At 66.1% G+C, this 16,428-nt stretch carries 12 protein-coding genes; 7 read left to right on the top strand and 5 right to left on the bottom strand.

Features of this window, described 5'->3' with window-relative positions; genetic code table 11:
• Together AC1Q6P_RS22300 and AC1Q6P_RS22295 are read left to right on the top strand one after the other, a co-directional pair.
• Positions 1 to 3,534, top strand: a 3,534-nt coding sequence (locus tag AC1Q6P_RS22300; RefSeq protein ID WP_492703334.1) for an SPM autocatalytic domain-containing protein, incomplete at its 5' end; no start/stop codon positions are given.
• Between the two features lie 158 nt (positions 3,535 to 3,692).
• Positions 3,693 to 4,187, top strand: a complete 495-nt coding sequence (locus AC1Q6P_RS22295; RefSeq protein WP_492665869.1) for an acyltransferase — start codon at positions 3,693 to 3,695, stop codon at positions 4,185 to 4,187.
• A gap of 21 nt (positions 4,188 to 4,208) precedes the next feature.
• Here the strand turns inward: AC1Q6P_RS22295 and AC1Q6P_RS22290 are convergent, their stop codons facing one another.
• Positions 4,209 to 5,318, bottom strand: a complete 1,110-nt coding sequence (locus tag AC1Q6P_RS22290) for a DegT/DnrJ/EryC1/StrS family aminotransferase (RefSeq protein ID WP_492665870.1) — start codon at positions 5,316 to 5,318, stop codon at positions 4,209 to 4,211.
• On the bottom strand, positions 5,315 to 6,328 hold the full coding sequence (locus AC1Q6P_RS22285; protein ID WP_492665871.1) for a WxcM-like domain-containing protein: 1,014 nt from the start codon (positions 6,326 to 6,328) through the stop codon (positions 5,315 to 5,317). The genes AC1Q6P_RS22290 and AC1Q6P_RS22285 overlap by 4 nt, the downstream gene beginning before the upstream one ends.
• Positions 6,329 to 6,647: 319 nt before the next feature.
• On the opposite strand from AC1Q6P_RS22285, the gene gmd reads away from it, so the two are divergent.
• The 5 genes from gmd to AC1Q6P_RS22260 are packed head-to-tail and all read left to right on the top strand — an operon-like array spanning position 6,648 to position 10,700.
• Entirely contained in the window at positions 6,648 to 7,682 is a 1,035-nt protein-coding gene (gene gmd / locus AC1Q6P_RS22280) for a GDP-mannose 4,6-dehydratase (RefSeq protein ID WP_102766923.1), read from the top strand.
• Positions 7,679 to 8,605, top strand: a complete 927-nt coding sequence (locus AC1Q6P_RS22275; RefSeq protein WP_492665872.1) for an NAD-dependent epimerase/dehydratase family protein — start codon at positions 7,679 to 7,681, stop codon at positions 8,603 to 8,605. Before gmd ends, AC1Q6P_RS22275 begins: the two co-directional genes overlap by 4 nt.
• Complete coding sequence (locus AC1Q6P_RS22270) at positions 8,592 to 8,999, top strand: cupin domain-containing protein (protein WP_492665873.1); 408 nt, start codon at positions 8,592 to 8,594, stop codon at positions 8,997 to 8,999. The genes AC1Q6P_RS22275 and AC1Q6P_RS22270 overlap by 14 nt, the downstream gene beginning before the upstream one ends.
• On the top strand, positions 8,996 to 9,586 hold the full coding sequence (locus AC1Q6P_RS22265; protein WP_492665874.1) for a class I SAM-dependent methyltransferase: 591 nt from the start codon (positions 8,996 to 8,998) through the stop codon (positions 9,584 to 9,586). Before AC1Q6P_RS22270 ends, AC1Q6P_RS22265 begins: the two co-directional genes overlap by 4 nt.
• A gap of 10 nt (positions 9,587 to 9,596) precedes the next feature.
• Positions 9,597 to 10,700 (top strand): DegT/DnrJ/EryC1/StrS family aminotransferase, encoded by a 1,104-nt coding sequence (locus AC1Q6P_RS22260; protein WP_492665875.1) that lies wholly within the window; start codon positions 9,597 to 9,599, stop codon positions 10,698 to 10,700.
• Positions 10,701 to 10,799: 99 nt separating this feature from the next.
• Here AC1Q6P_RS22260 and AC1Q6P_RS22255 read toward each other — a convergent pair whose 3' ends face one another.
• The 3 genes from AC1Q6P_RS22255 to AC1Q6P_RS22245 all read right to left on the bottom strand — a co-directional run bounded on the left by AC1Q6P_RS22255 (position 10,800) and on the right by AC1Q6P_RS22245 (position 16,403).
• Complete coding sequence (locus AC1Q6P_RS22255) at positions 10,800 to 11,525, bottom strand: FkbM family methyltransferase (RefSeq protein WP_102766927.1); 726 nt, start codon at positions 11,523 to 11,525, stop codon at positions 10,800 to 10,802.
• Between the two features lie 57 nt (positions 11,526 to 11,582).
• Entirely contained in the window at positions 11,583 to 14,861 is a 3,279-nt protein-coding gene (locus AC1Q6P_RS22250) for a DUF268 domain-containing protein (protein ID WP_492665876.1), read from the bottom strand.
• Between the two features lie 147 nt (positions 14,862 to 15,008).
• Positions 15,009 to 16,403, bottom strand: coding sequence for a glycosyltransferase domain-containing protein (locus AC1Q6P_RS22245; RefSeq protein WP_492665877.1), 1,395 nt, complete (start codon positions 16,401 to 16,403; stop codon positions 15,009 to 15,011).
• Between the last annotated feature and the right edge of the window lie 25 nt (positions 16,404 to 16,428).

Below are 16,428 nucleotides of genomic sequence, written 5' to 3'. Positions count from 1 at the left end.
GGTGCCCTGGCATCCGACCAGCTCGGCGCCCTGACCACCGCGCAAGTCAACGCACTGACGGCCGGCCAGATCCAAGGTCTGTCCAGCGATGACCTGAACGCCTTCACCACGGCCCAGTTCCGCGCCATGAGCTCGACACAGGTCGGCGCCATCACCACCGACCAGGTCAAGACCCTGACGACGGAGGATCTGTCTTCCATCGGCACGGGCGGCCTGCGTGGCCTGACGGCCGGCCAGCTCGGCGCCCTGACCACGGACCAGGTGATTGCGCTGAGCACCACCCAGTTCGCTGCGCTGAACAGCGTCCAGGTGGTGGGCTTCGGCACCGAGCAGATGTCCAAGATTGCCACCGAGGACCTGCAAGCCATCAACACCAGCGCCCTGCGCAACCTCAACAGCGAGCAGCTTGGTGCCTTGGCTTCGGACCAGCTGGGAGCTCTGAGCACCAACCAGGTCAATGCCCTGACCGCCGGCCAGATCCAGACCCTGTCGAGTGACGACCTGAACGCCTTCACCACGGCCCAGTTCCGCGCCATGAGCTCGGCCCAGGTCGGTGCCATCACCACCGACCAGGTCAAGACCCTGACGACCGAGGACTTTGCCGCCATCGGCACGGGCGGTCTACGTGGCCTGACGGCCGGCCAGGTCGGCGTGCTGACGACCGACCAAATCGTCGCCCTGACCACCCAGCAAGCCGCCACGCTCAACAGCGTGCAGATCGCCGGCCTGGGCACGGAACAAGTCTCCAAGCTGGCCACCGATGACCTGCAAGCCATCAACACCAGCGCCCTGCGCAATCTGACGACCGAGCAGCTGGGAGCCTTGGCATCCGACCAGCTCGGCGCCCTGACCACCACGCAAGTCAATGCCCTGACCGCCGGCCAGATCCAGGGTCTGTCCAGTGACGACCTGAACGCCTTCACCACGGCCCAGTTCCGCGCCATGAGCTCGAGCCAGGTGGCGGCCATCTCCACGGATCAGGTCAAGACCCTGACCACCGAGGACCTGGCGTCCATCGGCACCGCGGGCCTGCGCGGCCTGACAGCCGGTCAAGTCTCCGCTCTGACCACGGACCAGGTGATCGCCCTGAGCACCCAGCAGATGGCCGTCCTGAACAGCGTGCAAGTCGCCGGTCTGGGCACGGAGCAAATGTCCAAGCTGGCCACCGACGACCTGCAAGCCATCAACAGCAGTGCCTTGCGCGCCTTCAACACCGAGCAATTGGGTGCCTTGGCGTCCGACCAGCTCGGCGCCCTGACCACCGCACAAGTCAACGCGCTGACCGCCAGCCAGATCCAGGGCCTGTCCAGCGACGACCTGAACGCCTTCACCACGGCCCAATTCCGCGCCATGAGCTCGGGCCAGGTCGCGGCCATCAGCACCGATCAGATCAAGACGCTGACGACGGAAGACCTGTCTTCCATCGGCACGGCGGGTCTGCGTGGCTTGACGGCCGGCCAGGTAGGCGCATTGACCACCGACCAGGTGGTCGCGCTGACCACGGCCCAAGCGGCGACGCTGAACAGCGTTCAGATCGTGGGACTGAGCACCGAACAGGTCTCCAAGCTGGCGACGGATGATCTGCAAGCGCTGAACACCAGTGCCCTGCGAGCCCTGAGCACCGAACAACTCGGCGCACTGGCCTCCGACCAACTCGGCGCCCTCAGCACGGCACAGGTCAATGCCTTGACCAATGCACAGATCCAAGGCCTGTCCAGCGACGACCTGAACGCCTTCACCACGGCGCAGTTCCGCGCCATGAGTTCAGGCCAGGTGGCCGCCATCTCCACGGATCAGATCAAGACCCTGACCACCGAGGACCTGGCCGCCATCGGCACCAGCGGTCTGCGCGGCCTGAGCGCCGGCCAGCTGGGTGTGCTGACGACCGACCAGATCATCGCCCTGACCACCACCCAGGCGGCTGCATTGAACAGCGCTCAGGTCGCTGGCTTCGGCACCGAGCAGATGAGCAAGCTGGCCACGGATGACCTGCAGGCGATCAACACCGGCGCGCTGCGCAACCTGAGCACTGACCAGCTCGGCGCCCTGGGCTCCGATCAGCTGGGCGCTCTGAGCACCACACAGGTCAATGCCTTGACCGCAGGCCAGATCCAAGGCCTGGCCAGCGATGATCTGAATGCCTTCACCACGGCCCAGTTCCGCGCCATGAGCTCGACCCAGGTCGGCGCCATCAGCACCGACCAGATCAAGACGCTGACGACAGAAGACTTCTCGTCCATCGGCACCGCGGGCTTCCGCGGCCTGACGGCCGGGCAGTTGGGCGCGCTGACCACCGACCAGGTGATCGCGCTGACCACGCAGCAGGCCAATGCCTTGAACAGTTCGCAAGTGGGAGGTTTCACGACCGAGCAGATGTCCAAGCTGGCCACCGATGACCTGCGTGCCTTGACCACCTCGGCGCTGCGCAACTTCAGCACCGAGCAGTTCGAGGCCCTGACCACCGAGCATCTGGTGAACTTCACGACCCAGCAGTTCCAGTCCATCACTGTCAACCAGCTCGACACCCTGAGCACCGATGACATGGTGGCGCTGACAACCACCCAGGTCGCGACCTTCAGCTCGATCCAGATTGGCAGCCTGAGCACGGAGCAGTTCTCCAAGTTTGTGTCCGAGGACATCAAGGCCTTCACCACGGCCCAGATGGCGGGCCTGACCACGGAGCAGATCCACAGCATCACCTCGGATCAGATCAAGGGCTTCGACGCCGAGGATCTGGCCAAGCTGAACATGGCTCAGGTCCTGTCCTTCGCCACCGAATCTCTGGCGGCGCTGACAGCAGCCCAGTTGGACGGTCTCTATCTGGCCACCCCGATCGTGCTGGACCTGGACGGCAACGGCATCAGCACGCTGAGCGCGGCCGACGGCGTGAACTTTGACGTCAACGGCACCGGCAACACCAGCCAGAAGTGGGGCTGGGTTGGCGGCAACGACGGCCTGCTGGTGCGCGACCTGAATGGTGACGGCATCATCAACAGCGGCAAGGAGTTGTTCGGCTCGGGCACGGAACTGGGCTCTGGTCAACGCGCCACCGACGGCTATGCCGCGATGCGCGAGCTGGATCTCAACCACGACGGCAAGCTCAATGCGCTGGATCAGAGCTTCGGCGAGCTCAAGGTCTGGGTCGATGCGGACAGCGACGGCCAAACCGATGGCGGCGAGCTGAAATCCTTGCAAGAGCTGGGCATCACCGAGATGAACCTGGCGGCGCAAGCCAACAGCACGATCGACCAGGGCAATCTGGTGGGACTGGTGTCGGGCTACACGACCAGCGACGGTCAGACCCACACCATGGCCGACGTCTGGTTCGCCAAGGACAACAGCCAGGCCGCAGCTCCCGCGCCGCAGCTGGGGGATGTGCTGGCCGGACCGGCTGGCACCCTGCTCGGCGAAGGGGCCGCGGTCAAGGGCAGCGATCTGGATCACAGCCAGAACGCGCAGGTGAGCCAGCAGCACCTGTTCATCAAGCAGCGTCCCGACGACGACGAGCTGCAGCGCATGAACCCGCTGATCTGATCGATCAGCCTGGACCCGGACCCGACCCCGGGGCCGGGTCGCCCCGCACACCGCGGGGCTGCGAGCCCCGAGCGGGGCGCCCTCCACGGCGCCCTCACTCGGGGCTCGCTTGCTTTATGCTCCCCCGACATCCGATCCACGCCGCCTCAATCCCTGCCATGTCCGACACGCCTGCCACCGATCCTCGTGCGCCCCGCATCCACGCCCTGGCCGATGTGCAAAGCCCGCACATCGGCGCCGGCACGCAGATCTGGCAGTTCTGTGTGGTGCTGGCCGGCGCGCGCATCGGCGCGGACTGCAATCTCAATGCCCAGGTGTTTGTGGAAAACGATGTCTGCCTGGGCGACCGGGTGACGGTGAAATGCGGCGTGCAGCTCTGGGATGGGCTGAGCGTGGCCGACGATGTCTTCATCGGGCCCAATGTCAGCTTCACCAACGACCGCACGCCGCGCTCCAAGCGCTACCCGGCCGAGTTCCAGCGCACCCGCATCGAGCGCGGCGCCTCGATCGGGGCCAATGCCACCATCCTCGGCGGCGTGACGATTGGGGCAGGCGCCTTGATCGGCGCCGGCAGCGTGGTGACCCGCGATGTGCCCGCGGGCGAGTTGTGGGTGGGCAACCCGGCCCGCTCCCGCGGACCGGCACCGGCCTGAGCCTTCAGGCCCGGGCAGGCATCACACGCTGGCTCGAACGACCTGGATCAGGCGCTCGACCTGGGCCTCACTCATGCCCGGCCACAGCGGCAGGCTCAGCACCCGGGCATGGATGGCCTCGGCGATGGGAAAGTCACCGGGGCCATAGCCCAGCTCGGCATAGGCCGGCTGCAGATGCGGCGGCACCGGGTAGTGGATCAGGCTGCCCACGCCCTGGGCCTCGAGCGCGGCGGCCAGGCGGTCGCGCGCCTCATGCTGCACCACAAAGAGATGCCAAGCCGAGCGCAGTCCCTCGGGCTCGACCGGCAGCTGCAGCGGCAGGCCGGACAGGCCATCGCGCAGCTGCGCCGCCAGGCGGCGGCGCTCGTCGGTGGCCGCCTGCAAATGCGGCAGCTTGGCGGCCAGCACGGCGGCCTGGATCTCGTCCAGGCGCGAGTTGATGCCCTTGACTTCGTTGTGGTACTTGATGCGCGAGCCGTAGTTGCGCAGCACGCGCAGCTGGGCATCAAGCGCCGCATCGGCCGTGGTGACACCGCCGCCATCGCCCATGGCACCGAGGTTCTTGCCCGGGTAGAAGCTCCAGGCCGAAATGTCCGCCAGGCTGCCGACGAGGCGGCCGCGGTACTCGGCCGCATGGGCTTGGGCGCAGTCGTCCAACACCTTGAGGCCGTGGCGGCGCGCCAGGGCCATCAAGGCATCCATCTCGGCCGGCAGGCCGTAGAGATGCACTGGCAGCAGCACCTTGGTACGGGGCGTGATCGCCGCCTCGACGCGGGCCGGGTCGAGGTTGTAGGTCTGCGGATCGGGCTCCACCGGCACCGGCCGGGCGCCGCACTGGCTGACCGCCAGCCAGGTTGCCACATAGGTGTTGCTGGGCACGATGACCTCGTCACCCGGGCCCACGCCAAGGGCGCGCAGGGACAGGGTCAGCGCATCCAGGCCGTTGGCGACACCGGCGCAATGCTGGGTCTGGCAAAAGCGCGCGTAGGCCGCCTCGAACTGCTGCAGCTCCTGGCCGAGCAGGAACCAGCCGCTGCCGGCCACGCGCAGGAGGGCCGCGTCGATCTCGGCCTGGGCGCTGCGGTAGGCGGGCTGCAGATTGAGGAACGGGATCTTCGCGGTCTCGCTCATGCCTGGGCTCCCGCGGCGGCCTTGGCTTCCATCACCGCAGCCAGGAACTCGTCGTAGTTGCGGATGTAGTCTTCGGCGCTGTAAGTGTCCGAAGCCAGCACGAGCAGGACGGCGTCGGGCGAAAACTGGTACTGGATGCCCCAGACCATGGGCGGGATGTGCAGGCCCAGGCGGGCGCTGTCGAGCAGGATCTCGTCGCGGTGCTGGCCGTCATCGACGACGATGCCGACCGAGCCTTTCACGCAGACCAGGAACTGGTGGCAGGCGCGGTGGGCATGCTCGCCACGCACCTCGCGGCTGGGCACGTCGTAGACCATGAAGAAGCGCTGCGGCTGGAACGGCAGATGACTGCCGATCTCGCCAAAGCTGAGGGCGCCGCGCAGATCGACGATCTTGGGCAGGCGGTGCAAGGTGGCGCGCGCCACGCTGAGCTGGGGCAGGCTGTCGGCCGGCAGGGCTGCGGCCCGCGCGGCCGATGAAACCTGGCCCGGCAGGTCCACGTGGGGGGTGTCCACATAACCGGTGATGTGGGCGGGGTTGCCGGCGACGATGGCATTGGGTGGCACATCACGGCTGACGACCGCGCCATCCGTCACCAGGGCACGTGCGCCGATGGTCACACCCGGGCGAATCGTGGCGCCTGAGCCGATGCTGGCGCCCTGACGCACCCGGGTTTGCACAAAGGCCTCGGGCCGCTGCTTGCTGCGCGGGAAGGGATCGTTAGAAAAGGTGACGTTGGGACCGACGAAGACATCGTCTTCGATGCGCACCCCGTCCCAGAGCTGCACGCCGCATTTGATCGTCACCCGGTCACCGACTTCGACATCGTTCTCGATGAAGACGTGGTCGCAGATATTGGCATCGCGGCCGATGCGGGCACCGGGCAGCACATGGCTGAAAGCCCAGATGCGGCTGCCCTCGCCCACCGCCGCGCTTTCCAGCAAGGCCATGGGGTGGACATAGACGCCTGGCGGCGATTGCGGTTCAGGGGTCAAGATCGGTGCATTCACGTTGCGGCTCACTCCCGGCTGGCTGGTCGCGCTTGGGTCTTCAGGGACACGGCCGACGCCGCACCCGATGCTGCGCAGGATACTGGATGCGCTGTCCAAGGAAGCTACGACAAAGCGGGCTGGAGCCCGGCTGTTTACCCCAATGCCAGTGACGCGGTGGCAGACGGCACACCCTATAGACTCAGGTTTAGGGAGCGAATCCCGGCTGAATCCAGCGTTTGGGCCCCGCGGGCTTGCGCTCCAATGCAAGCCAAGGCTGTGGCGCACGCGTTTTCGGACGCTCCAGCGAGAAATTGAACCAGCGAAAGTGCAAACACCCATGAAAAAAGCGTTCATCACCGGTGTGACGGGGCAGGATGGCTCCTACCTGGCGGAATCCCTGCTGGCCAAAGGCTACGAGGTGCATGCCACCCTGCGCCGCAGCTCGGTCTTCACCTCGGCGCGCATCGACCACCTGCTCGAGCACCAACGCTTCAAGACCTACCACGGTGACCTGACCGACTCCAGCAATCTGCACACCCTGCTGTCCAAGATTCAGCCCGACGAGATCTACAACCTGGGCGCCCAGTCCCATGTGGCCGTGTCCTTCGAGGTGCCCGAGTACACCGCCGAGGTCGATGCCCTGGGCACCATCCGCCTGCTCAATGCCATCAAGGACCTGGGCATCAAGCCGCGCTTCTACCAGGCCTCGACCTCCGAGCTTTTCGGCGGCTTGCCCGAGACCGCGCCGCAAAGCGAGAAGACGCCCTTCTACCCCAAGTCGCCCTACGGCGCGGCCAAGCTCTATGCCTACTGGATCGTGGTCAATTACCGCGAGAGCCATGGCCTCTATGCCTGCAACGGCATCCTGTTCAACCACGAATCGCCGCGCCGCGGCGAGACCTTTGTGACCAAGAAGATCACCAAGGCCGTGGCCCGCATCTCCCAAGGCCGCCAGGCCGTGCTCAGCCTCGGCAACCTCGATGCCAAGCGGGACTGGGGTTATGCCAAGGACTATGTGGAAGCCATGTGGCTGATGCTGCAGCAGGAAAAGGCCGATGACTATGTGATCGCCTCGGGCGAAACCTACACCGTGCGCCAGTTTGTGGACATGGCCTTTGCCGAAGTGGGCATCGAGCTGGACTGGCAAGGCGAAGGCGTGAACGAGCGCGGCCTGGACCGCCGCACCGGCCGCCCCCTGGTGGTGATCGACCCTCGCTACTTCCGCCCAGCCGAGGTGGACCTGCTCTGGGGCGACGCCAGCAAGGCGCGCGAAAAGCTGGGCTGGACCTCCAAGACCTCGATCCGCGACCTGGTGCGCATGATGGTGCAGTACGACCTGAAGAACGAAACCTACGGAGGCCATGAGCCATGATTCTGGTCACCGGCGCCACCGGTTTTCTGGGTCGGCGCGTCTGCCGCCTGCTCGACGCCCAGGGCCAGCCCCATCTGAAGACCTCCCTGTCTCTGGGTCTGGACCTGCGCGACCCCATCGCCACGGAGGCCTTTTTTGCCGCCCACAAGCCCAGCCAGGTGATCCACTGCGCGGCCTTTGTCGGCGGCATCCAGTTCGGCTACAAGCATTCGGCCGAGCTCTTTCACAACAACCTGCAGATGACGCTGAATCTGCTCGCCAGCGCCCAGCGCCACGGCGTGCAGCGCATCGTCAACCCGATCTCCAACTGCGCCTACCCCGCCAAGGCCACGCTCTTCAAGGAAGACGAGTTCTGGGACGGCCCCCTGCATGACTCCGTCATGGTCTACGGCTTTGTGCGCAAGGCCTCCTGGGTCGGCGCGCAAGCCTATGCCCAGCAGTACGGGCTCGATGTGATCAACCTGATCCTGTCGAATATGTACGGCCCCGAGGATCATTTCGAGGAAGAACGTTCCCATGCCCTGGGCGCCCTGGTGATGAAGTTCGCCCGGGCCAAGAAGCTGGGCCTGCCCGAGGTGGTGGTCTGGGGCAGCGGCATGCCGGTGCGCGAATGGCTGCATGTGGACGATGGCGCGCAAGCCCTGGTCCGCGGCCTGGCCGCGCCGCGCTGCGATCAGCCGGTGAACATCGGCGTCGGCCGCGGCATCTCCATCCTGGCCATGGCCGAGATGATCCAGCGCGAGATCGGCTACACCGGCCATCTGGTGCTGGACCCGAGCAAGCCCGACGGTGCCCCTTACAAGACGGTGGACGGCAGCCGCGGCCAGGCCCTGCTGAACTGGTCCCCCGAGATCGATTTTGAAGACGGCGTGCGCGCCACCATCCGCTGGTATCTGGAGCAAGAAGCCCATGGCAGTCACTGAAATCAAGCAAGGCGAGCTGGTGCTGGCCCGCCACATCCCGGCCAGCGTGGCCTGGAGCGGCGACCTGCAGTTTTTTTCCCCCGAGGGCGACTACCAGCAGGTAGGCACCTGGGGCTATGAGCAGGGCAAGACCTTGCTGGCCCACAGCCACAATGAAGTGAGCCGCGAGGTGCTGTGGACGCAGGAAGTGCTCTACATCCGCGCCGGCCGCGTGCGCGCCGAGATCTACGACACGGCCGATCAGAAAGTGGCCGAGCTGGAGGCCGGCGCCGGTGACATCCTCGTGCTGCTGCGCGGCGGCCACGGCTATCACATCCTGGAGAACGGCACCCAGGTGCTGGAGATCAAGAACGGCCCCTATGTCGGCGCCGACGCGGACCGGAGGCGGCTGTGAGCGCGGCAGCAATGGGCGAGACGGGCGCGCTGATCAAGGTCCATCTGGGCTGCTGGCACCGGGTCATCCCCGGCTTCGTCCATGTGGACCTGTGCGACATGCCGCACATCGACCACAAATCCGGCATCGACGCCCTGCCCTTCTTGGCCGACAACTCTGCCTCGCTGATCTACTGCAGCCATGCGCTGGAGTATTTCGACCGCGACCAGGCCAGGGAGGTGCTGAAAGAGTGGCACCGGGTGCTGGCCCCGGGCGGCGTGCTGCGCCTGGCCGTACCGGATTTCCAGGCCCTGATCCAGGTCTACCAGCAAACCGGCGAGCTGGCCCGGGTGCTGGGCCCGCTCTACGGCAAGATGGCCATCCAGACCGAGCAAGGCCCGGCCACCCTGTACCACAAGACCACCTACGACCAGGCCAGCCTGAGCACCCTGCTCGAAGCCTGCGGCTTTGTCGCTCCCGAGCGCTGGGACTGGCGCCAGACCGAGCATGCCGCGGTGGACGACCACTCGCAGGCCTACTTTCCCCATATGCAAAAGGACACCGGCATCCTGGTGTCACTCAACTTGCAGGCGCGCAAGCCCACCTGACCCCGCCATCATGAGCGACACACAAGAATTCATCCCCCAGATGCGGCCGCTGTTCGGCGGCGAGGAAAAGGCCGAGCTGATGGCCTACCTCGACGAAGACGGCTTCTTCACCGAGTTCAAGAAGACCGAGGCCTTCGAGCGCCAGATCGCCGAGTTCACCGGCGCGCGCCACTGCATCGTCGTCAACAACGGCACGGTCTCGCTGACCCTGGCCGCCATCGCCGTGGGCGTGGGCCCGGGCGATGAAGTCATCGTGCCCGACTACACCATGATCGCCACGCCCAACTCAGTGAAGATGCTGGGCGCGCAGCCGGTGTTCGTCGATGTCGACCCCGACACCCTGATCCTGGACCTGGCCGCCACGCGCGCCGCCATCACGCCCAAGACCCGCGCCATCATGCTGGTTTCGGCCAACGGCCGCGCGCCGGCCTGCGGCATTGCGGCTTTCGAGGCCCTGGCGCGCGAAACCGGCGTGGCCCTGATCGAAGATGCCGCCCAGTCCCTGGGCTCGGTCTACCCTGACGGCCGCCACATCGGCCGCGCCGGCGCCATCGGCAGCTTCTCTTTCTCGGCCCCCAAGATCATCTCCACCGGCCAGGGCGGCGCCCTGATCACCGACGACGATGCCCTGGCCGACAAGCTGCGCCGCCTGAAGGACTTCGGCCGCGCCGCCGGCGGCACCGATGTGCACGACAGCATCGGCTACAACTTCAAGTTCACCGAGCTGCAAGCCTGCGTCGGCCTGGCCCAGATGCGCCAGCTGCCCGGCCGCATCGAGCGCAAGAAAGAAATCTGGCGTCGCTATGCCGAAGGCCTGGCCGGCATCCCCGGCATCCAGCTCTTCGCCCATGACCTGAGCCTGTGCACGCCCTGGTTCATCGACTGCCGCGCCGAGCGCCGCGATGCCCTGGCCGCCCATCTCAAGGCCCAGGGCATCGGCACCCGCACCATGTACCCGCCCATCCACCAACAAAAGGCCTATGCCTTGCCTGGCCATCACCCGGTCGCCGAGGAAATCGGCCGTTCGGGCCTGTGGCTGCCGTCCATGATCCAGCTGAGTGACGCGCAGATCGAGCGCATCTGCCAAAGCGTCCGCAGCTTCTATCTGGGCTGAGCGATCGGGGCCACGAGGCCTCGCCCGCAACAAAAACACAAGGGCCACGCGGCGCAAACCGCGTGGCCCTTTTGATTGAAAGACCCGTCGCCGGCCGCTTCAGATCGGCAAGCTCAGGCGGTACGGGATCGAGAAGACGTTCTCACCCAGGTAGACAAAATCACGGTCGCGCCCGGCGATCGCCTTGAGGAAGTTCTTCGAGGTCCCCTGGCCCGGCAGGGCCCAGTCGTGCAACTCGATGGTCATCAAGGGGAAGGCATCGATCCAGTCGACGTTCTCTTCGAACAGCACCGACTCATAGCCTTCGATGTCCACCTTGATCATGAACGGCAGGAAACCGGCCGACATCGGGTACTGCTGCAAGAGCTCGGGCACCGTGATGGTGGCAATGCCACCGCCCGCGGCGGCGCGGGTCTGAAAACCCACGGGATCGGTGTCGGGGTTGCTGATCTCCACCGCCTCCTGGCGGCAGCTGGCGGCGCGCTGGAAGGCCGTGATCTGCGGGCGCGACAAGGTGTTGGCCACCAGGCAATCAAAGTTGCTGGCTTCCGGCTCCACCGCCAGCACCTTGGCCTTGGGCCACTGCAGACTGAAGTACAAGGCGCTGAGCCCCACATTTGCGCCCAGATCGATGATCAAGGGCGTCCAGCCCATCTGCACCGCAAAGTTGTAGAACTTGTTCAGCTCGGCCGCACGTTTGAGGCGGGCCACGGAAAAGACCTGCGCACCGAAGATCTGTTCAAACAGCGGAATCTCGTACTTGTCGGCGCGCAGGCTGACGGTTGCGCTCTGGTCGCCCAGGGTCACCGTACGGGTTTCGATCATGTCAGAGCCCTCCTGAGACTCGAAATCATGGGGCTGAGCTCGGCATCGGATGCGGCCTCAGAGCACATCGGCCGCGATCTTCTGGCGCACCGCCGGAGGCACAAAGTCAAAGATATTGGAGGCCAACATCAAGTCGCCAGGCTTGCTGTCCAGGGCCTCGATGCTGGCCACCACATAGCGGGTCGGCGTGTTCAGCAGCAGATTGCGCACCTGCAGGTAGGCGCCCTCGCTGGACAGCCAGGAGCCCTCGCCGTTGATCAGGCAGTTGGAATCGATGAAGCGCTCCTGATTGGCATGGAGGTCCAGGCGCGCCGCCACATCGATGCGGTTGTCGCCGACATTGCGCATGCCCCAGACCTGCAGGCCGCTGCTTTGAAGGCGGGCAAACAAAAGGCTGCGCAGGATGTTGAAGATGTCCTCGCCGTACAGCGCGCCCACTTCGGCCGCCTGGCGCAGGCGCGCCTCGAAGGGCGTGCGCGCATCGATCTGGAATCGATCACCTGGCAAGGCCTCGACCTTGGCCAGCAGATAGGCCTGCAGGAAATCACGCCGGCTCGGCGCGCCCTTGATCAAGCGGTGCACCGTCTGGGCAAAGCTGACGGTGAAGGGGTTGACATCGAACAGCACCAGCTCGGCCAGGCCCTGGCCGCTGCAGGCCTGCATCTGATCGAGGCTGAAAAAGCCGCCGCAGCTGGCAAACAGGCTCTTGCCCACATAGCGGCCGCGGGCCGCGTGAAGCTGCTGGATGTGGCGCTGCACCAGACTGACGGCCTCGGCCGTGCCCAGGTAGACATCGTTCCAGCTTTGGAAGGAATGTTTGCCGCCCATTTGCGCCGTCAGGCCCACCTGGCCGTAGAAGCCGGCCACATCGTCCCAGCGCAAGGCCTGGCTCTTGCCGGCCAGGGTGAAGAGCACATTGCGCTCGGGCGACTGCCAGCCCGGCAGTCGCTGCAGCGGCGAAACCTGCAAGCTCAGCAGGCGGGCCATGCTGTAGAGCTGCTCGCTGTTCAGGCAATTGGCGATGCAATGATCGATGCGCACCGCTTCGCTGACCTCCCAGTCGCTGCTGGCCGCGTTGTGCTCCAAGATGTGGACCTGCTCGAAATGCTGCAGCGCCCAGCGCAAGGTCTGGATGAAACGTGCCTGCGGCACGCCACAGCCCAGCAGCACATGCAGGAAGCAATGTTGGATACCGGCGAACTGGGCCGGATCGGCCGCCAGGGCTTCATCGACAGAAACGTTGACGCGTTGAACCTCCAGCTCGCTGAAACCGAAGGGCCGCACATGGGTCACCTCGACAAAGCGGGCGCCACCGATGGCCTGGGCACTGGCCTGCAGCGCGATCTGATGCGGGTCGGCCGGACGGCCGGCCACGGCCGTGCTGGCCGGCTGCGGCGCCTCGGCTGCGGCAGCGGTGGCATGCGCGGCACCAAAGCCTGCCGGCACACGCCCCATGCGGTGGGCGGCAAAGTTCTCATTGCTGAAGCTGGCCTGGCCGAAACACAACACCGGCTGGCGCAGCTTGCCCAGGGGCAAGGTGGCGAGCGAGGCGATCGACCAGCCGGCGCGCAGGCCCGCCTCGGTCTCATGGCTGGCCAGATAGGCCTCGTCGGGCGTGGCCATGCCGATCAGCTTCATTTCACCGACCTGCTCCAGCGCCCGCATGCGGGTGACGCCATAGATGCGATGGGCATTGAAATGGGTCAGGTCCTGCCCCACCGGCACGGCGACGGCGCACATGCCATGCGGTGCAATGCAACGCGACATCAGCAAGAAGGTGTAGAGGTCGCCCAGCGGCATGAAGCGGTCGCCGTAACGGCCCAGGCCCGAGTGCTCGATGGAGCTGTAGGACAGCACCATGTCATAGGCCTGCTCATGACGATCCAGCTCCTGCAGGTACTGGTCCCAGGTGATGGTGCGCACGGGGGTCGGGCTGCGCAACTCGCCGTCCCAATGGATCTCGCGGTACTCGACCGTGGTGACTTCGGCCGCGCCGAACAGGCAGCACAGCAGCTCGAGCCAGTAGGTCTCGGAACCAATCACCAGGATCTTGCTGCCGCGGATATGGCTTTGCAGCTTGGCGATCTGGGACAGGGCCTCCGGGTAGGGGCACAGGGTGCGGAAATCGGCCTCGGTGAAGCGCGACAGCCCGGCCTCCACCCATTGATTGAAACGCTCGGCATCCCAGTGCAGCACCGGCGTCGAGCTGCTGACCATGATCATGCGCTCCAGGATGGGGGTCTTGTAGCCCAGGGTCTCCCAGTAGATGAAATCGGGCGGCACGGTTTCCAACGGCGCCGGTCCGGGCTCACCCTGAACGGCGCTGAGCGGAAACTTGGCGCCGCCGCGCGGCAGCATCTGGGTGCAGCGCTGCACAAACAGGCTGTTGACCTGCTCCAGGGCCGAGAGCGGCGCAGCAGCCGGCGCGGCCACCGTGGCGGCCACAGGCGCAGCCGCCTCTTGCAGCACGCCGTGCAGATGACGCGAAATCTCGGCAAAGGTGCTGCCCGGGTGGAACACCACCAGATTGACGCAGGACAGCAGGTAGATGTCCTTGAGCGCATCGACACCATGGTCGGCGCTGACGGTGTAGCTGTCCGGATCGCCCCAGACTGCCTTGCCCTCGTTGAGCTGCAGATGCAGGCGGTCGTGGCGGCTCATCAGCTGGCTGGGGAACAGCTCACGCAAGCCCTGCTCCAGCTGCGCGTCTTCGGTCGAGAGGAAGAACTTTTCGCCGCGGTCCACGCCGATGCGGTCGCGGATCAGGCCGCTGTAGAGATCGAGCGCGTCCTTGAGCCCGAAGTCAGTGCCGCGGGCATGCACGCCCTTGGTCTGCAGGGTCAGGCCGTGCTCGGCCGCCTGAGCCAGCACCTGGTCGCGGATGTCTTCGGCCGGCACCAGGCTGCGCAAGGCGGCGATCGACAACTCCCGCGGCACGCAGTCCAGATAGTCGTTGTCGTAGACGATCACGGTCTCATGCGGATCGTCGAGCCTGAGCGCCTGGGCATGCTGGGGCGTCGAGAATTGGGAGACCTTCAGCAGCTGATCGCGCCCGAAACGCTCGGCCTCGCGCGTGACCCCATGGCCGGGCCCCTTCTCGGTGAACAAGGCCACACTGCGGCCAGCCAGAGCCTCGATTTCGGCCAGGCTGATGGGCTCGAACTGGTTCTGGTACAGGCGCTCCAGCGGCGTCAGGCAGCCGTTGGGGGTGATCGAATCCCAGTAGACGCGCAGCTTGCGCCCGGTCAGACGGCAGTAGGCAATGGCCGCGGCCAGGGGGCGCAGGCGATTGCCCAGGCCACTGGTGCAGTAGGCGATGAAGAACTTGTCAGCCATGCTCGGGTCTCCGTGCGATTCCAGGGGGTATCCCCGCAGTATCCCGGCGCCGTCACGGTGCGAAGCAGCAAAAAGCCGGGACAAGCCCGGCCTTTCAAAAACGGCATTCCGTCACGGCAGCCCTGCCCCGGGCGCCGGGCGGCCGGCTCACGGCCCCCACTCGAAGCCGAGCAGGCTGTTGGGCAGGCCGGCATCCAGGCTGTCATGCCGGCTGCCCTGCACCCGGGCGCGGCAAGGCGCGCCCGTCTTGAGAGCAATGGCCGACTCCAGCGCCGCCACATCGGCCAGCGGCGCGGATTCCGAGGCCAGCACCAGCATCTGCCCTTGCGGCTTGAAGGCTCCCGCCACCAGGCTCAGCATGGGCTTGAGCAGGCGGCCCGAGGCACCCAGCACCACGATCAGGTCAAAGCCGCCATCGTCGGGGCGGAAGGCCAGCTCGCCGCCTGCCAGCTGCTCGGCCCGCAGCTCGATGCGGGTGCCGACGCAGCCGGGCAAAAAGGCGCAGAGCGCCGCCTCAGCCCGCGCGCGCTCCTCGGCCTCGAATGCCGCGGGCTCGGCGCCGGTGATGCTCACCAACAGCAAACGCCCGGGCTTGCCGCGCCAGGGCGTCAGCCAGTCGTTGAGCGTGGCTGCCACCTGGCGGCGCGGTGCCACCTGGGCACCCAGGCTGGAACCGGCCTGGTAGCAGAGGTACTCGAACAGCTCCAGGCGTGCGTTGTAGCTGCGACCCTCGAAGCGGCCGTGGTCCAGGTAATGCTGGCGCGGATTGGCGCGCGCCGCCGGGTCCTGGCGGTGCATCCAGGCGTAGCGCACCGCGTCGAAGTTGGCATGCACGCGGTTGGGCTGGATGTTGGCGCTGTTCTGGATCAGGTCGTTGTCATGCTTGAGCCCGGGCAGGTAGTCGATCTGGGCCTGAGCGCAGTGGATGGCAAAGTCGAACGACATCTGATCGCGCTTGCAGAAATTCAGGATCTGCTCCCACCAGATGACGCCGAACTTCACCAGCACCGGGTGCATGTGCTGACGCAGGATGACGGTGCAGGTGCTCAGCGGCGTGATGTCGCTGAGCGGCATGCGGCTGGCGTAGAAATCCAGCTGGGCGCTCAAGCGATCGACCGATTCATAGCCCAGCTGCACGATGGCCTCGGCCTCCTGGCGCGGGTTGCTGCGCGTGGTGTGGCGGAAAGTGCGAAAAGCGTAGGGGCTGGCGCACTGCAGATCGGCCGCCCGGGGCATGCGCTTGAAGCGCACGATGTTGTCGACGTAGAGGCTGTACTCCCAGTCCGGCAGGTACTCATGCGGCAAGGCCTTGGGGCGGCGCGAGAGCTTCTCCGGTGGCAGGGGGGTGTCGTCGAGGTAGCGGAACTCCCAGACCGGGCTGCGCAGCGCGCGGTTGTCGGTGAAGCAGACGAAGCCAATGTCGAGATCGGTGTCATCGCGCGCACGCTCCAACTCGGCCAGCGGGTCACCCAGCGGCTCCTTGGATCCCGTGAGCACGGTGTAGATGACCAGGCGGGGGCGTCGAGCTTGGGGCGTCGTCATGGGCGGGATTGTGTCAGTCGGTGAG

This window comes from Roseateles sp. GW835-FHT13E02, assembly GCF_058794035.1.
Note: the sequence above shows the minus strand (reverse complement) of the source record. Positions and strands in the feature narration are given on the sequence as shown.